The organism is Thermostichus sp. OS-CIW-31, assembly GCF_054060305.1.
On sequence record NZ_JBSSDA010000003.1, the window covers coordinates 69450 to 86452 of the forward strand.

Genomic DNA, 17003 nt, shown 5'->3' on the forward strand with positions numbered 1-17003 from the left:
CTACAGATAGTGGCGAGCTGGATTTTCATCCAGACCATCTGCTACAGTAAGGCCCATAACCTGTCGAGCAGCCTGGATATGGAAGGGGAAGAGGAGCTAAAAGCCTTGCGGGCGCGGGTGCGCAACCTAGAGCGATCCCTCGCCGAATCGGAAGCGCTGTCATTGCAGCAGATTGAGTGCATCCATCGCCTGGAACATCAACTGCTGGAAGCACAGGCCCAGATTCAAGAGCGGGATCAAGCTTTGCAAGCGTGTCAAGAGGAGAAAGCGCGGCTGGCCCAGCGCCCTACCCCAGAGGCTTTTCAGCTTCAGCAACAGCACATCGAAGAACTGCAGAATCTCCTGTGGGAAATGGAGCGCCGTCCAACGCTGGAGCACTACCACATTCTGCAGCAGCAGTTGCAAACCAGTCAGACGGAAATTGAAACCCTCAAGGCGGAATTGCAGCGGCGCGTCGATCCGGCCCGATTTTACCAACTGCAGCAGGAGCTCCTGGAGCTGAAACAGCAGGCCAACCAATTGGGAGAATACGCCGTCAAGTTGCCGCAGGTGCAGCTTTTGCAAGCCCAACTGCAGCTCCGTGTACAGCAGCTAGAGGAGGAAAAAGCACAATTGCAAGCGCAAATCCAAGAGTTGGCTGCTCGACCTTCTGCACAAGAACTGGAAACCCTACGGGCGGAGCTAGAGGCTGCCCACCGCCAAGCGGAAGCCGAATGGCAGCGTTTGAAGACCCATCTGGAAACCGAAAAGGCACACATGGAAGCTGACCTGAACACCGCCCGGCAACGTATTCGCGAACTGGAAGAGCGTCCTACCCCAGAGCAATGGGCACGCTTGCAGGCGGAGCTGGATCATCTGCGCCAACAGGCCTCTTTTGCCAAGGCCGAGCGGGCCACCTTGCTGGAAGAGCTGCAGCAGAGTCAGCGGCAGCAGGCCGAGCAAGCCCAACAGATTGCCAAGCTGGAAGCGGAAGCAGCCCAGGCCGCCCACCTCAGGGAAACAGAGTCCTCACAGGCGCAGCGAATCCTTGCCCTGGAGGAGCAGGTGCAGGCTTTGACCCGCGAGCTTGGTGCTTTGCGAGCCGAGCGGGATCAGCTCATGCAAGAGTTGGCCCAGCGTCCCACCCTTGCCCAGTGGCAGGAAGTTCAGCAGCAGGTGCAGGACACCCGAGAAAGCCTGGAAGCAGCCCGGCGGGGGCGAGAACTGGCCGAGGCCCATCATCTGGTCAGCCAAAAGCAAATCGAGAAGTTGCAGCAGCAGGTGATGGCTTTGAAAACCGAGTGTGTGCAGGCCCACGCCTACGCGCAAACCCAAGAAAAGGAAGTGGCCCTGCTGCAGCAGCGCAATCAAGAACTGGAAGAGCAACTGGCCACACTGCGTCAGTCGGCCTCCGCTTCCCCTCAGCCAGCGGTTGTCGAGCCCAGGTCGAATCATCGGGCCCAGGAACGGATTCCTGCCGCGGCTGACGAGTCTGCTCCTTCCCCGGCCACCACCTGGAGAACACCCACCCCAGGGATCCCGCCGCTCACCCTGGACGAGCGGGAAGAAAGTGCCCCGCTCGGCTGGCGCCAACGGACAGAAAGGCTCCTGAAACGCTCCGCTTTGGCCGCTTCACGGGCAGGAGGGGAAACGGGCAGTCGCAACCGGATTGAGTTGCCGACTTTTGTGCAGCGGCGGCCCTACTGAGCGCTCCATTCTCGGGGATCCAACCGTTCTCCAGCTTGAAAACGAGGCCAAGCCCAGCGCAACAGGGCTCCCAGCTGGGCATGAAACCGCTCTGGGGCAAATTGCAGAGCATGGGCCCGAATCCGCTGCGGATCCCATTCCTGTCGATCCGCCTGCCGCAGCCCTTCCACCAACGCTTCCACACTGGCCTCGGGAATGAGGATGCCGGTTTGGCCGTGGATGACCGTCTCTTGGGCACCTCCCCGGTTGAGGGCAACCACGGGGCGGCCGCAGGCCTGGGCCTCCACTGCCACTAGGCCAAAATCCTCCTCCCAGGGGAACAGCAGCAGCCGGCAATTGGCTAGCAGTTCCCGAAAACGATCGGGGGGCTGATGGGGCAAAAACTCCACCTGCGGCCCCGCCAGTCGCTTGAGCCGAGCCAGCTCCGGCCCTTCGCCCACAACCAGCAGCCGACGACCCAGCCGTTCACAGGCGGCAATCGCCAGATCCACCCGTTTGTAGGGCACCAGTCGGCCTGCCACCAGGTCATAATCGGCGCTGGGATCCGCCACCGGCTCAAACCCCTGCAGCGGAACGGGCGGATAAATGACCACAGCCTCGCGGCGGTAGAGCTTGGCAATGCGGCGGCGAATGTGCTGGGAGTTGGCGATCAACAGATCTGGACGTTGAGCTGCCAGAAAATCCCACTGGCGCAGGCGGTGCAGCAGCCATTGGCTAATTGTGCGAATGGGCCCGATTCCCCCCAACCCTTCTCGCTGCAGATACAGCTCCCGGTTCTCCCACAGGTAACGGGTGGGGCTGTGGATGTAGCTCAGGTGCAGGGTAGAGGCTCCCGTCAGGATCCCTTTGGCAAAGGCGTGGCTGCTGGAGATCACACAGTCATAGCCGGAGAGGTCGAAGCTCTCATAGGCCAACGGCATCCAGGGCAGCAGATACTTGAGGCGGGCATGGTAATCAGGGCGCAACACCCCCAGCCACTTGGCCCAGCCTTGCAAAAAGGAGGTGTGAATTGTCAGCTCCTGCCAGCTCGGCGGCAGGGTGTGAGCGGAGAAGAGACTGACGTAAAGGGGGGCCTGGGGGGCAAAAGCCACCAGCTCCTGCAGAACCTTTTCCGATCCCCCCGGCCAGATCAGGTACTCATGCACCAACGCCAGGCACCCAGGCCAAGCGAATGCTGGCCCGGGAGAGGGGGAAAGGCCACAGGAAGGGATCCCCAAGGCTCAGGCACTGTCAGGACTTGGCAGAGCGGCGCTTTTTGCCAATTGGGCCGCTCACCTGCTTGGCTTTCTCGTCGATCCGCTCATTGATGTAGTTGTAGATCTCGCGGAAGCGAGGCAGGGCCCGCATCTCCAGGCGACTGCCGTCCTTGAGGGTGAGCACCATGTCTCCCCACACGCCCAAGCCACGGGGCACCATAACCACCTTGGCAATCTCGCCGTAGATTACATCTGAGCGCTCCTTGCCGCCCCATCCCCCAATCACGGTGATGCGACGATTGGTAATCCGATAGTGTACCCACAGCTTACGCACCAGTGCCCCCACAAACAGAGGCAAGCCGACAAGTGTAGCCCCAATGAAGGAGTTCAACACCAAATCGCCACTGTGGGGGCCGCCCTCAAAAAAAACCTCCTCTTGCACCGCCATGCAGAGCACCGTCCGGTTGTTTAGAGTGTTGCCGTTAACGATCTTAAACGATTTCTCAGCTTTCCCCAACTGGGGCTAACGGCAGGTTCGGGATTGGGTCAGCCTTCGGACGGCTTGTAGGGAACGGCAGGTGGCCAAGACCAGGTAAACAAACAACACCATCACCACCACCGCCACCGCTGCGGCTCCGGCATTACCCAGCCAGCCCCACCCTTCCAGCCCCGTCAGGGCCACCAAAGCCCAAGAAGCCGGGTGCAGCATTCCCCCCAACAGGAGAATTTGCGAGAGCATTTGCCCAGCCGTAAAGCGGGATCCCAGCACCACCAGGGCCAGTCCGCCGCCGATGTTGATCAACCCCATGTTGCCCAAAAAGGCGTAGCAAATGTGCCAGGCGTACTTTTGTTTGGGCACCTCCTGCCAGAGGAGGGGCTCGGCAGGGATCCCCGAAGCCTCCTGGGGGGCGAGCGGCAACGGCTGAACTTGGCTGAGGATCCAGCCGAGGACAATGGCGGCAACCAGCATCGCCACGCCCGCCTTCACGTTCAGCTTGCCGGGGATGGTTAGCTCGGGGTGGGCCAACATCGCAGATCCTCCTGCAACCCGTCCTAGCCTATCCTGTCTTTGCCCCAAATTGGCCAACAGCCTCAATCCCTTGGATAGAGCAGTGTGCCGCAGCGTTTGCAGAATTGGGCATCCCCATCGTGCTGGGAGAGGCCACAGCCTGGGCAGGCCCATTGCACCGAGTTGCCGCTTTTTACCAGTTGCTTGATCAACTCCCCCACTTGCCAAGGGATCAGGGCTATGCCCGTCAAGATCATCAACACTGTCAGCAGCCGGCCCAGCTCAGAAGTGGGGGTGAGATCCCCAAACCCCACCGTGGTCATGGTAACGACGGAAAAGTAGAAAGCATCTAAAAAGGTGGCAAAAGCGCCAGGATTCACTGGATGTTCTACCTGGTAGATCAGCCCAGAGTAGACGAAAACAATGGCAAAGAGGGTGAAGAAAATGCGCAGCAAAATGCGGCTATCGGCGGAGATCACTTGCCCAAACAGGGTTTTGCCCTCCACCAAGCGCAGCAGCCGCAGGATGCGAAACCAGCGCAAGAGGCGGATGAAGCGAATATCGGTTAGCCCGGCAAAAAAGGGCAAAATGGCCAGCAAATCGATGAGTGAATAGAGGCTGAAGACGTAGCGCAGCTTTTGCGGGGCCGCCGCCAGGCGGAGCAGATATTCCACCACAAACAGGCCGAGAATGAGGCGATCCACCCGCTCCAGCCCAAGACGCACCTCAGGGGGAACGGGATAGGTTTCCACCACAAAGAAGGTGGATGAACAGAAAACCAGCGCCGCCACCAGCAAGTTCACCCAGCGGCTTTCCGGAGTGTCTTGATCCCCCCAATAGCGCTGGAGGATCCCAGAATGGGCAAGATCGAGATCAGCTTGGGTGGGGAGAGTGGTCACAAACGGGATCCAGCTGGGAAGATATCGAGAGAGTTTCCTTTCAACGCCCATCAGGCGCATACTAACTAAGCTAATGGAAACTAGCTCACAGAGCGAACTTCCCCTAAGCAAACGTCCAGGCTTTGGGTGTTAATTAGGTGTTGAGTCGATGTTGCCTCCTATCGTACTGGCCTCGCAATCCGCTGCCCGCCGCCAATTGTTAAAGGCTGCCGGGATCCCCCATCGCGTTCAACCCAGCTACTTCGACGAAAGCCAAATCCAGAGCTCTAATCCGGTGGAGCTGGTGCAGAAGCTGGCCTCGGCGAAAGCCGAAGTGGTGGCGGCCCAGCAACGGGAGCCCGTCTTGGTCGTGGGGGCCGACTCTGTGCTCTACCTAAATGGCGAGATCCTAGGTAAGCCGCCCAATGCCCTAGAGGCGGAACGGCGCTTGCGGCAAATGCGGGGCGAAGTGGGAGAGCTCTACACAGGCCATGCCTTAATTGACACGAAGCAGAACCGTCGCCTCACCCACTATGCGGTGACGCGGGTGTTTTTTGCCAAGCCCAGCGACGAGGAAATCCGCGCCTATGTGGCCACCGGTGAGCCGCTCAATTGTGCTGGCTGTTTTGCCATCGATGGCCGCGGCAGCCTGTTTGTGGAGCGGATCGAGGGGTGCCCCGGCAATGTGATCGGGCTGAGCTTGCCCCTGCTGCGGCGCATGATGCAGGAGTTGGGCTATTCCCTCACCGATGCTTGGAGCTAGCCGTCGAGGTGTTGCTTGAGCAGGTCGTTGGCCAGCTTTGGATCCGCCCGTCCCTGGGTTTTTTTCATCAATTGCCCGACAAAGTAGCCGAAGAGCTTGGTTTTGCCCCCCCGATACTGCTCCAGTTGCTCTGGATTCTCCGCCAACACCTCAGCGATTATCTGCTCCAGAAGATTGCTATCCGAGATTTGGGTCATGCCTTTGGCTTCCACCAGGGCGCGGGCCGACCCGCCTTTTTCCAGCAGTTCCGGCAGGATCTCCTTGGCGATTTTGCTGGAGATGGTGCCCTGCTCGATGAGGCCAATCAGCTCGGCCAGGGTTTCCGGCTTCAGGGCAATGTCGGGATAGTCCAGCTTGTGGGTGTTGAGGTAGCTGGCGATGTCGCTCATCATCCAGTTGGCGGCTGCTTTCGGGTCGGCACCGGCGGCGATCACGGCTTCAAAGTATTCGGCGGTGTTGCGTTCATCGCTGAGGTAGCGGGCATCGTACACCGAGAGGCCGTACACCTCCTGATAACGTCGCCGCTTCACACCGGGCAATTCCGGCAGCTCTGCCTGCCAGCGGGCCTTTTGCTCTTCGGTAACGCGAATGGGCGGCAGATCGGGCTCGGGGAAATAGCGATAGTCGCTGGATCCCTCTTTCTTGCGCATGCTGATGGTGCGCTGGCTGTTTTCTTCCCAGAGGCGGGTCTCTTGCACGATCCGCTCGCCTGCCTCCACAACCTTGACCTGGCGGTTGAATTCGTACTCGATGGCCCGTTGGATGGCGTTGAAGGAGTTCATGTTTTTAATTTCCACCTTCGTGCCAAAGGTCTGGGATCCCAGCGGACGCACCGAGATGTTCACATCACAGCGCAGGGATCCCTCCTGCAGGTTGCCATCGCACAGCCCGGCATAGCGCAGGATGCGGCGCAGCTCTTGCACATACTCGGCTGCCTCTTCCCCGCTGCGGATGTCCGGCTCGCTGACGATCTCGATGAGGGGAACCCCCGCCCGGTTGAAATCCACCAAAGAGTAGCTGGATCCCGATAGGCGGTCGCTGCCAGCGTGGACCAGCTTGCCCGCATCTTCTTCCATGTGCAGACGGGTGATGCCGATGCGCTTGGTACGACCGTCGCTGAGCTGGATCTCAATCCAGCCGTGGGTAGCAATCGGCAGGTCGTATTGGGAGATTTGGTAGTTTTTGGGCAAGTCGGGGTAAAAGTACTGCTTGCGGTCGAACTTGCTGTAGGGGGCAATGGTGCAATTCAAGGCCAAACCCGCTTTGACCGCGTACTCCAGCACCTTTTCGTTGAGCACCGGCAGGGTGCCGGGCAGGCCCATGCAGATGGGGTCAATCTGGGTGTTGGGGGGAGCGCCAAAGGCTGTCGCGCTGCTGGAGAAGATCTTGGAGCGAGTGCTGAGCTGGCAGTGAACTTCCAACCCGATCACAGCTTCGTATTGCACTTTGGCGGGGGCAGCAACAGTCATGGGATAGGAAAAACTGGCGGTGTAACCATTCTAGTGTGACCTTGCAGGGATCCCAGCTCACAGACAGTTTCTGGGGACGGCAGCCCAGAACCCAGGACGAGGCCGGAGCAGCCCAGCTTGAAGCAGATCCTCAGAACAGCGAAACTTCCTCAAACGGTAGGGCGAATCTCAAAAGTGGGTAGACCTTCCGGCGGCTCGGAACGTTGCTCAATGGCCTCCACAACCGAACCGGGGCTGCCCTGTTGGCACCAGCGCAGCATGGCCTCCACCGCAGCAGGGGATCCTTCAAAAACGGCCTCGACGCGACCATCCCGCAAGTTGCGCACCCAGCCGCCAACACCGGCATTGCGGGCCATGGCTTCGGTGTGGGCGCGAAACCCCACCCCCTGAACCCGCCCCCGTACCCAGACGTGAACGCGAACCCTGTCACTCATGCCGACTGGGATCCCTCCGTTGTGCTGCAGGGTTCTGGCGACTCGGTCGGCTCCTCCGGAGTCTCTGAGGTCTGCCGATCCAGCCACCCCACAAGAACGTTGACCAGGGCAACCAAGCCTAGGAGCCCCAGCGAGATCCCACAGGCATACCCAATCGCTTGCCACAGCACGGAAGACATGAACCCAACCTCACGAACGCTTGTGCAGAGGATCCCACCCTTCATGCACCGTGACATCCTCCCGGCGCTCGTCCTACGGACAGAGCGCGGGCTACCCTTCCCGTCAGCAGGACGGAGTCCTTACCTCGCGGCTGGGCATTCCTGCCCCACGCCACTTGTCTGGGTCTACAACCCCCGACAAAACGACTGGACAGGTGGTTCCCCTTCCCCAGCCTCCCTGGCTACTGCCAGCTTGCAAAACAAGTCTAATCCACAGGGAACGGTGCATCGGCAGGCAGGATGGACTCCTGCACCCAGGAACCCCTGTCCACCGGACAAGAGCAAGAGGCATCTGGATCAATCCGGTACTTGTAGGTTACCGCCAGCATAAGTAGGTTTTACTACAGATTTCGCTCAGAGGTATGGCGGGGATCCCTGTATCCCGGTGCTTACCCTGCGGGTAGAGTGCAGGACTGATTGCCCCTGCACCCCCGTTAGTTACCGCTAGCTACACCGCCGGGAAGCCCCGCCCTCTATTAGTTAGTGGCTAGTGAATAGTGAATAGTCACTATCCACTAACCACTATCCACTATTCACTATCCAGGGTGAGGGTCGGGATGAAAGGCGGGGACATGATGTTTTGTCCTTACTGGTGCCATAAAAAGTAGCGGGGTTTTATACACTGCCGCTATAGACATCAAGTACAGGGGCGGGGCATCCCGTCCTTTTCGCGTTAGCGGGACGTAGTCCTTAAGCCCAGGAAATGTCCTTTTCGCACTAGCGGCGCGGAGCGCTAACCGGAGTCACTGTTCGCGTCAGCGGGACGGAGTCCTTGAAGCCCGCACTCTCTCGCTTTAGCGGCGCGGAGCGCTTTGCATCAACATGAGTGCGGGAGTATGTCACTTAAAATGACTACACCAGTCTTGTTCAGCACCAATCTATTGGGTTAGCGCAACACCAGGGCTAGAGCAGTCCCTTGGGATCCCGTCTCGACCAACCGCAAGTCCCCCCCGTGGGCCTGCAGGATGCGCCTGGCGATATATAGCCCCAGACCTCCTGAGCCGGTTGGGTAGTGGTGGCCGGCAATGTGAATGGGCTGGGTCACGTAGGGTTGGGCCAACTCTTCTAGGGGAGCCGGCAAGCCGGGGCCATCATCCTGCACCTGGATCTGGTGGGGGCTGACGATTAACACCACCGCATGGCGTGCGTAGCGCAAGGCGTTGTCCACCAGATTCACCAGCGCCCGCTCCAGCTCTGCCTCATCGGCGTTGCCCCACCCTTCTCCTTCGACTCGCAGATCGATCCCCCGCTCCTGGGCCAGGGATCCCATGCGCTCGGCCACCTTTCTGGCCAGGGATCCCAGATCACAAGGCCGAGGATGCAACTCGATCTCTCCCCGCTCCAGGCGGTGAGCCTCCACCATTTTCTGCACCAGAGAGAGATTGTGTTGATTTTCCTGCAGGATGCGATCCAGCAGAGCGCGACGTTGCTCCGGCTCGAGCTGTTGATCCTGTTTAAAGGCGCTCAGCAGGTGCCCAAAGGCGATGAGGGGGGTTTTGAGGTCGTGAACGAGGGTAGCGGTAAAGGCTTCTCGCCGCATTTGATCGATCTGGATCTGGCGCAGCAACTGGGCAAAAGCCTGCCGCAAGATCAGGGCTTCCTGGGGATCCCCGGGGCGGAGCAGCAGATTCCAACGGGCGGGCTGGTTAATCAAGGTTTCCAAATGAGCCAACTCGCGGGCCAGCAGGGTGAGGGGGCGCAAAATCATGGAGGACAGAGCATAGCCCACCACCGCCGACAGCACCGCCAGCAACGGGATCCACAGCAGCAGCAGGAGGATCCCTTCAGTGCTGAACTGCGTGTCGGGCCAGATCCACTGCACCGACAGGATGAAAACCAAGTTGGGGACGAACGAAAGGCTGGCAATGACCAATGCCACCTGGGTGCGCAAGCTGTGGGGAAAGCGGCGGCGCCAAAACTCAAGTAGGCGGAGTAGTTGCTGTTTCAAACTCGGTGTGCTCGCTTTGACAAGACCTGCTTGAATAGTGAACCAACCGTAGGCAAAGAATAAACATCCCCTCACGGTCAAGGCTGAAGAGTTCTTTCCTAGGTCTTAGAATGACCGTTATGTCTTGAGCCACTTCATCCCCATGAATAAAGAAGGATGCCGTAACCCCCGCTTTTAGGATACCCAGCTACCCCATTCTTTAGAGAAGCCGCGCCGTATTCCGGTTGGCAAAGCTGTGGACATCACGGCAAAGAAAGACAGCTTGATCCCCAGGCGTAACCAACGTTGAGCAATCATAGTCGTTTCAGGTTAGGGTGAGGCGCCTGGGCCATTGAGAAAAGCCTTTGGCCGCATGCATTATTGCTCGGCAACGCTGACGCGACGACGCGACCAACGTTTTGGGTGTAGTGTCCCAGTTTGGGTCAAAGGACTACAAGTTCAACAGATCAAGATCGAGGGGCAGAGCGGAGCTCTCAAGCTCCTGAGGCATGAAAAAACCTCTGGGAGTCTGTCCGTGTTTCGACCCCAGAGGCTTCTTCTCTTCACTCCTCACCATTATTGAGCGTAGCCGCCCTTTGAAAGGCTGTCAAGCACTTTCCCATTGGGGTTGGCGTGTGGGAAATTGGGCCAGGGTGGCGCTGCCGTATAGGATCATCTGCTGGGGCTGTAAGTTCACCCGATCGACCCGCAGCTCAGTGCCGCGCAAGGCCAGCCGATCCAAATCCAGAAGCCCATTCAGGCAATCTACCAAGGCCCGGCTCAAGGCCAGCTCCTCTTCTGTGCCGCCTGCAAACACCGGATCTGTAAAGCGGATGCGACGCCGCTCCAGCACCTCAACCTGGGCGGAAAAACCGACGCAGAAAGCCCTGGCTTCTCCCTGCTGTACATTTGCCTGGAATTGCAGTCGTCGCGCCGGGGTGATGCTGATATGGACGTGATGGAAGGATAGGGGGCTATCATCCTGCTTTCCTAAGGCCAGCCTATTCAGCACAAAAGGTGTGTTAAACGATTGCGCCAGATCGTCTTCGCTCAGCACCACGCGCATTGTGGCCTGTACTGGCTGGCGCAGCTTGATCTTCCCCTGCCAAATTTGGCTGAAATCGATGGCCACCGCATTGCAGAATAGCTCCAGAGCCGAAAGCCTCAGGCCGTTGTACATCTGCAGATGCTGGCCCAACAGTTCAAAGCTGTCGATACGACCCTGCAACAATTTGGCAACAGGCTCCACTCGCACGCGCGCCTCCAGCCGCTCTGCATGCTTAAAGAGGGCACGAATGGCTGCGCCTACCCCTCGGCTAACCCAATCGACAGCCATGGGATTCTGGAGGGAAAGTTGGGGCAGGAGTCCTGTAGCCATGGGAAAAGGTAAAGAGCGCCTACAGGGATCATAACCAACCATTAAGAAAAGTTACAACCTCCGCCGACGGAGAGGCTGTTCTCTCAGGGGTAGGTGCGTCCCTCCTGCATAGCCGAGCGGGCCACGGCTGCGATCCCCTGGTCGGTGGCGCGGGGCAGATGAAAGTACCGTCCGCCCGCCAATTCCGCCAGTTCGGCGCTGAAGCCGGTGGTTACAAAGCGGCTTTGGGAGTCGATCAAGAGCAGCTTCAACCCCAGGGCGCGGATGCGCAGGGCGATCTCCCGCAGCTCCTGCTTCAGGTCGATGGGATCCGCTCCCAACTGGCTTTTGCTGTCGCTCCGTCCCAAGGAGCGGCTGAGGGGAATGTTGGCCCGGCCATCGGTGAGAGCCACCAGCATCACCTGACCTACATCGCCAGCGGTGCGGGCATTGACTCCCATGCGCACGGCTTGGGTGAGGGCATGGGCGAGAGGGGATCCCCCGCCGCAGGGCAGAGATTCCAAACGGCGGCGGGCCAGCTCGATGGAGCGGGTGGGGGGGAGCAACACTTCGGCAGTTTCCCCACGAAAGGCGATGAGGGCCACCTTGTCACGGTTTTGGTAAGCCTCGGTGAGCAGGCGCAGGGCGGCACCTTTGGCCGCTTGCATGCGGTTGAGGGCCATGGAGCCGGAGGCGTCCACCACAAAGATCACCAGGGCTCCGGCCTTGCGAACCAGCTTTTTGGCGCGGATATCGCTCGGCTCCACAATCACGCTACGTCCCGGTTGCCGCTGGCGGCGGCTTTTCTGATAGGGGGCAGCAGCTCGCAAGGTGGCATCGACGGCAACGCGGGGGTTGGATCCCTGGGGCAGGATGGGCTTGACGTAGCGGCCTCGGTCGGCGCTGAACACCAGGCTGCGGGATCCCGTTTTCCCCTGTTGGTTGAGGGACTGGGCAAAGGCCAGCAGGCGCGGGTCGAGGGCCACCTGCTCAGGATCGAAAAAAAACTCCTGCGGCAGGCTGAGGCTTTCCGGCTGGGGATCCGTCTCCTCCTGGTCCTCGCCGGTGTCGTCGGAATTGCTTGGGGAAGGATCCGACTGTTGGGATGGTGGCGGGGGGGGAGGGGGGGGCTGGTCGGGGTCGTATTGGGCGCGGGGCAGCAGCACCAGTTGCACAGCCTGCTGCAGATCCTCGGCCAACAGGCGATCCCGTCCTTCCAGAGCTGCCAGGGCACAGGCGGCTCGCAGGGCAAATTGTTCTCCCCGGTGCCCTTGGACGTTGCCGCGGATGGCCTCCTGCACCAGGTAGAGGAGCTGTTCCCGCTGCGGCTTGACCTGGGGCAGCCACTCCCGCGCCAGGAGGATGCGGGTGCGGATTTCCTCCAGTTCCGCCTGGTGCTCGGCCAGGAAGGGCTCGGGAGCATCGACAAATTGCGTTGCCCGTTGGACAATTTCCCCTCGCTCTTCTAGGCTCAGCTCCTGCCCCACCGGCACCACCAGTGCCAGGCGATCCAGCAGGTGGGGGCGCAGGGATCCCTCTTCGGGGTTGTAGGTGGCCACCAAGAGAGGCCGGCAGGGGTGTTGCAGACTCAGCCCCTCCCGTTCCAGGCGGTTGACCCCATCCCCCACCACCGTCAGCAACAAGTTGACGATGGCGTCGTCCAAGAGGTTGATGTCATCCACATAGAGCACGCCCCGGTGGGCGGCAGCCAAGAGCCCTGGCTGGAAGACCGTTTCCCCCTGCCTGATGGAGGCCTCCACATCGACGGATCCCAGCAGCCGATCTTCGGTGACGCCCAGGGGAACCTGGACAAAGGGGGGCGATATCACTTGGGTGGGCGGCAACTCTCCGGCTGGGTAGCGAGCCTTGGCCCAGTCGGACCAGGTATCCGGCTGCGCTGGATCGTCGTTGCAATAGGATCCCGCAATCACCTCGATGGGCGGTAGCAAGGCGTGGATCCCTCTGGCCAAAACCGACTTGGCGGTGCCGCGAGGCCCCACCAGCACCACACCCCTTAGGCTGGGATCCACTGCTGCCAGCAGCAGAGCCAGCTTGGCCGCCTGTTGCCCCACTACAGCGGTGAGGGGAAAGGTACAAGGAGCGGATAGAGTTGCGGATCCCATGGTTGGCGGGTAAGCTTGGCGAGCAACGGTTCAATCGAGCAGATTCGCAGCGGAGCGGGAGCTGTACACCCCAGTCTATCGCTTGAGTGCTCCGCGCCGCCTTTGCAACTGAGATTTTCTGGGGAGGTTCCAAACCGGCTCCAGACAGTTCCCCAAGCCCTCTCCCAAGGGGAAGGGGTAGGTCGGAATCAAGGCCACCAATGGCCTACGGCGACTGGGAATACCCCTGGTGAGCCGCCGCTGTTTGGTGGTCATCTTCTGTTCAAAATGGGCATCACTTCAGCGGGTTGCAATCATCACGTGTTTGGTGATTTGGTAGTCGCGCACCGCTTCTGCCGAGAGATCTTTGCCAAATCCCGATTGCTTAAAGCCGCCATGGGGGGCCTCAGAGGCAATGGGAATATGGTCGTTGATCCAGACGGTGCCGAACTCCAGATCGGCGGCCAACCTCATCGCTCGTCCGATGTCTTGAGTCCACACAGAAGCCGCCAGCCCGTATAGGACGTCATTGCCCAAGCGTAGCGCTTCCGCTTCTTCGCGAAACGAGCCGAGCGTGAGAACCGGCCCAAAAACCTCACTCTGTACGATCTCCGCTTTTTGATCGACATTGGCAATCACCGTGGGTTCATAGTAGTAGCCCTGGGCAAGCTGGGAAGGGATCCGACCGCCGGTCAGCACCTTGGCTCCCTCTGCTTTGGCCCGCTCCACAAATCCCATCACCCGCTCCCGCTGGGCTGCCGAGACCAAAGGCCCCATCTCCACTCCCGCCTCGAAAGGGGATCCCACCGTTACTTTGCGCATGGCTTCTACAATGGCCTCTTGCGCCTGCGCCAGCTTGCTCTCGTGCACATAGACGCGGGTGGCTGCCGTACAGTCTTGGCCGGTATTGACGGTGGCAGCAAATGTGGCCTTGGCAGCAACGGTCTCTACGTCCGCATCCTCGAAGACGATAAACGGCGCTTTGCCCCCCAGTTCCAAATGCACCCGCTTCAGGGTATCTGCCGCTGTCCGCATCACCTGCTTGCCGGTGGCGGTAGAGCCGGTAAGGCTGACCATGCGCACCTGGGGGTGCTCCACCAGGGCTTGGCCGGTGGCATTGCCTCCGGTAACGATATTGACTACCCCGGGCGGGATCCCAGCCTCGGCGATCAGTTCCCCCAGCATCAGGGTGGTCAGGGGGGTGGCAGGAGCGGGCTTGAGCACCACCGTACAGCCGGCGGCCAGGGCGGGGCCGATTTTCCAGACAGCCATCATCAGCGGATAGTTCCAAGGGGTAATTTGAGCGCACACCCCCACCGGCTCTTTGCGAAAGAGGGAGGTGTAGCCCTTGGCGTATTCCCCGGCGCTAAAGCCATGGATGTCGCGGGCGGCAGCGGCGAAGAAACGCAGATTATCCACCGCAAACGGCAAATCTCCCCCTAAGCTGAGGAACTCGTAGGGCTTGCCGGTGTTTTCCGATTCCACACGAGCCAGTTCTGGGGCACGAGCCTCGATCAGATCTGCCAATTTCCAGAGGGCCAGGGATCGCTCGCCGGGGGTGAGTTTCGACCAACGGCCATCGTAGAAGGCTGTTTGGGCGGCCTGCACCGCCCGATCCACATCGGCAGGGCTGGCATCCACCGCCTCTGCCAGTTTCTCGCCGGTGGCCGGGTTCTCGATGGTCATCAGGCCCCCCCCTTGGCTATCGACCCATTGGCCGTCGATCCAGAGTTTGTAGGCCATAGCGATGTCCTCAACAGCTTGGTGAAATGGCTCTCCCCATTGTGCCGAATCTTTTTGGCTCGGCTTGAATCATAAGCTTCATTCAACTTTGGCAACTTTGGGGTGCAGAGATGGGATCCTTTGGGATTGGGATGGCCCAAACGGCTATTCGCAAAGCGGGCCGTAGACTGTGGCCAACGGCGCACTGGTGAGGATCCCGCATCTGCTAACTAACGGAGGTGCAGGGGCAATCAGTCCTGCACTCTACCCGCAGGGTAAGCACCGGGATACAGGGATCCCCACCATACCCCTGAGCGAAATCTGTAGCAAAACCTACTTATGCTGGTGTAACCTACAAGCACCGGATTGATCCAGATGCCTCCCAACAAGCCGCTCGCGTCAGCGGGACGGAGGCCTTGCTGTTGGCGTGGCTGGAGATTGGCCGGGACGTATACAACTACACTTTGCCGGAAATCAACGAGTGGATAGCATCTTGCTCTTGGCCGGTGGACAGGGGTTCCTGGGTGCAGGAGTCCATCCTGCCTGCCGATGCACCGTTCCCTGTGGATTAGACTTGTTTTGCAAGCTGGCAGTAGCTAGGGAGGCTGGGGAAGGGAAACTGCCTGTTCAGTCGGTCTGTCGGGGGTTGTAGACCCAGACAAGTGGCGTGGGGCAGGAATGCCCGACCGCGAGGTAAGGACTCCGTCCTGCTGACGGGAAGGGTGGCCCGCGCTCTATCCACAGGACGAGCGCCGGGAGGATGTCACGCATCCACCCTAGCTCTGGATTGGGAAGGATGGCCAGCGCTTTTGCACAGGCGCAGCAGGGCACAGTCTCAGTACCCTGGTTGATTGAGTCAATGCAGAGGTGGGATCCCTCTGTTGGGATAGCCGTTAGGGAGGCAGGTTCACGATGCAACTGCGAACAGCTCTGCCGCTGTTGTGCCTTTCTCTCTTGGTAGCTGCTTGCCGGCCCGGCGGGCCACCTCGCAGCATGGGGGGTGAAGGGGGCGGAGAAGGCCAACCCACACCAGTGGCCGTCGGCAGGGTAGAGGAACAGCAAATCGAAGAGACTTCAGAGTTCATGGCCAGCCTCGGATCCCAGCAGGTGGCCAGTATCCGCCCTCAGGTCAGTGGACAGGTGACCCAGGTGTTCGTGCAGCTGGGATCCCAGGTGGCTGCCGGAGCCCCTCTCTTTGAGATCGACAGCCGGCAGCAACAGGCGGCGGTGGCCGGCCAAACGGCGGGGATTGCCGCAGCCCAAGCCAACCTGGAGAGCGGCCGGGCCGTGCTCAGCCAGTTGCGGGCGGATCGGATGCGGCTGGAGGCAGCAGCGGAGTTTGCCCGGGAGCAGCACGAGCGCAACCTGCGCCTCTTGGCCGAGGGGGCCATCAGCCAGGCGCAAGCGGATCAATCCAGCCGCGACCTGCGCCAGGCGGAGGCGGCTTTGGCGGCGCAACAGGAGCAGATCCGCGCTCAGGAGGCCGCGATCTTGCGGGCAGAGCGGGAGGTGCAGCGAGCCCAGGCCGAGGCGGAGCGGCAACAGGTGCAACTGCAGTTTTTCCAGGTTACAGCTCCCTTTGCCGGCATTGTGGGGGATGTTTTGGTGCGGCAAGGGGACTACGTGACGCCTCAGACGGTTTTGACCACCTTGACCCAAACCCAGGCGCTGGAGCTCAACCTCAACATCCCGTTGCAGCGGGCCCCCCAGCTGCGCATTGGCACGCCGGTGCAGATCCTGGATAGCCGCGGCGAGGTGATCGGCAGCAGCCAAATCTCTTTCATTGCTCCCGAAGCCAACGCCGCCACGCAATCGGTGCTGGCCAAGGCTCTTCTGGAGAACCCTGCCGGCCAGTTGCGCTCGGCCCAGTTTGTGCGGACTCGGGTCATCTGGGAGGAGCGGCCGGCCTTGCTGGTGCCGGTGACGGCGGTGGCCCGCTTGGGGGCGCAAACCTTTGTCTACACGGTGCAGACAACGGAGCCGCCAGCAGAGGGCATGCCCCCGGGGGCGGTGGCGGTGCAAAGGCCGGTGCAGCTGGGATCCATCTACGGAAACAGCTATGAGGTGCTGGAGGGTTTGGAGGCCAATGAGCCAATTGTGCTGAGCGGCCTGCAGAAAATCCGCGATGGCGCCCCGATTGTCGATGAGGTGCTTTTTCAGCAGAGGATGCAGCCACAAGGGGGAGGGAGACCTCCTGGATCCCCGCCCTAGGTCCTCTCTCTCCGGCGGTTTCCCAACTCAG

14 protein-coding genes are annotated in these 17003 nt (G+C 60.4%); 3 read left to right on the forward strand and 11 right to left on the reverse strand.

Annotated elements, in window-relative coordinates; all coding sequences use genetic code 11:
- The first annotated feature begins 9 nt into the window (after positions 1-9).
- A complete protein-coding gene (locus tag ACVWY9_RS02895) occupies positions 10-1686 on the forward strand; it encodes a hypothetical protein (RefSeq protein WP_457387453.1) in 1677 nt (558 codons plus the stop codon).
- On the opposite strand, the gene ACVWY9_RS02900 is transcribed toward ACVWY9_RS02895, so the two are convergent.
- From ACVWY9_RS02900 to ACVWY9_RS02915, 4 genes are all read right to left on the reverse strand, one after another.
- Positions 1680-2831, reverse strand: a complete 1152-nt coding sequence (locus tag ACVWY9_RS02900) for a glycosyltransferase (RefSeq protein ID WP_457387454.1) — start codon at positions 2829-2831, stop codon at positions 1680-1682. The two genes, ACVWY9_RS02895 and ACVWY9_RS02900, sit on opposite strands and share 7 nt — an antisense overlap.
- A gap of 85 nt (positions 2832-2916) precedes the next feature.
- Positions 2917-3330 (reverse strand): PH domain-containing protein, encoded by a 414-nt coding sequence (locus tag ACVWY9_RS02905; RefSeq protein WP_011432347.1) that lies wholly within the window; start codon positions 3328-3330, stop codon positions 2917-2919.
- Positions 3331-3405: 75 nt separating this feature from the next.
- Positions 3406-3912, reverse strand: a complete 507-nt coding sequence (locus tag ACVWY9_RS02910; RefSeq protein ID WP_011432348.1) for a hypothetical protein — start codon at positions 3910-3912, stop codon at positions 3406-3408.
- A gap of 62 nt (positions 3913-3974) precedes the next feature.
- The gene (locus tag ACVWY9_RS02915; protein WP_414344758.1) at positions 3975-4790 is read right to left on the reverse strand and encodes an ion transporter; all 816 of its coding nucleotides are present in this window, start codon (positions 4788-4790) and stop codon (positions 3975-3977) included.
- 148 nt (positions 4791-4938) lie between these two features.
- Between ACVWY9_RS02915 and ACVWY9_RS02920 the strand changes: the two genes are divergently transcribed.
- Positions 4939-5532 carry a Maf family protein gene (locus tag ACVWY9_RS02920; protein ID WP_457387455.1) on the forward strand — a complete coding sequence of 198 codons (594 nt, stop codon included), beginning with the start codon at positions 4939-4941 and terminating at the stop codon, positions 5530-5532.
- Here ACVWY9_RS02920 and gatB read toward each other — a convergent pair.
- The 7 genes from gatB to ACVWY9_RS02955 all read right to left on the reverse strand — a co-directional run bounded on the left by gatB (position 5529) and on the right by ACVWY9_RS02955 (position 14782).
- Positions 5529-7001, reverse strand: coding sequence for an Asp-tRNA(Asn)/Glu-tRNA(Gln) amidotransferase subunit GatB (gene gatB, locus ACVWY9_RS02925; protein WP_457387456.1), 1473 nt, complete (start codon positions 6999-7001; stop codon positions 5529-5531). The two genes, ACVWY9_RS02920 and gatB, sit on opposite strands and share 4 nt — an antisense overlap.
- Before the next feature lie 149 nt (positions 7002-7150).
- A complete protein-coding gene (locus tag ACVWY9_RS02930; protein WP_414351467.1) occupies positions 7151-7435 on the reverse strand; it encodes an acylphosphatase in 285 nt (94 codons plus the stop codon).
- Complete coding sequence (locus ACVWY9_RS02935) at positions 7432-7614, reverse strand: hypothetical protein (protein ID WP_457387457.1); 183 nt, start codon at positions 7612-7614, stop codon at positions 7432-7434. The genes ACVWY9_RS02930 and ACVWY9_RS02935 overlap by 4 nt, the downstream gene beginning before the upstream one ends.
- Before the next feature lie 925 nt (positions 7615-8539).
- Positions 8540-9601, reverse strand: coding sequence for a sensor histidine kinase (locus ACVWY9_RS02940; protein WP_414413709.1), 1062 nt, complete (start codon positions 9599-9601; stop codon positions 8540-8542).
- Between the two features lie 586 nt (positions 9602-10187).
- Positions 10188-10916 carry an LmeA family phospholipid-binding protein gene (locus ACVWY9_RS02945; protein WP_457387458.1) on the reverse strand — a complete coding sequence of 243 codons (729 nt, stop codon included), beginning with the start codon at positions 10914-10916 and terminating at the stop codon, positions 10188-10190.
- 125 nt (positions 10917-11041) lie between these two features.
- Positions 11042-13060 (reverse strand): magnesium chelatase ATPase subunit D, encoded by a 2019-nt coding sequence (bchD, locus tag ACVWY9_RS02950; protein WP_457387459.1) that lies wholly within the window; start codon positions 13058-13060, stop codon positions 11042-11044.
- A gap of 279 nt (positions 13061-13339) precedes the next feature.
- Entirely contained in the window at positions 13340-14782 is a 1443-nt protein-coding gene (locus ACVWY9_RS02955; protein WP_011432357.1) for a gamma-aminobutyraldehyde dehydrogenase, read from the reverse strand.
- An 891-nt stretch (positions 14783-15673) separates the two neighbouring features.
- On the opposite strand from ACVWY9_RS02955, the gene ACVWY9_RS02960 reads away from it, so the two are divergent.
- Complete coding sequence (locus tag ACVWY9_RS02960) at positions 15674-16972, forward strand: efflux RND transporter periplasmic adaptor subunit (RefSeq protein WP_457387460.1); 1299 nt, start codon at positions 15674-15676, stop codon at positions 16970-16972.
- The last annotated feature ends 31 nt before the right edge of the window (positions 16973-17003 follow it).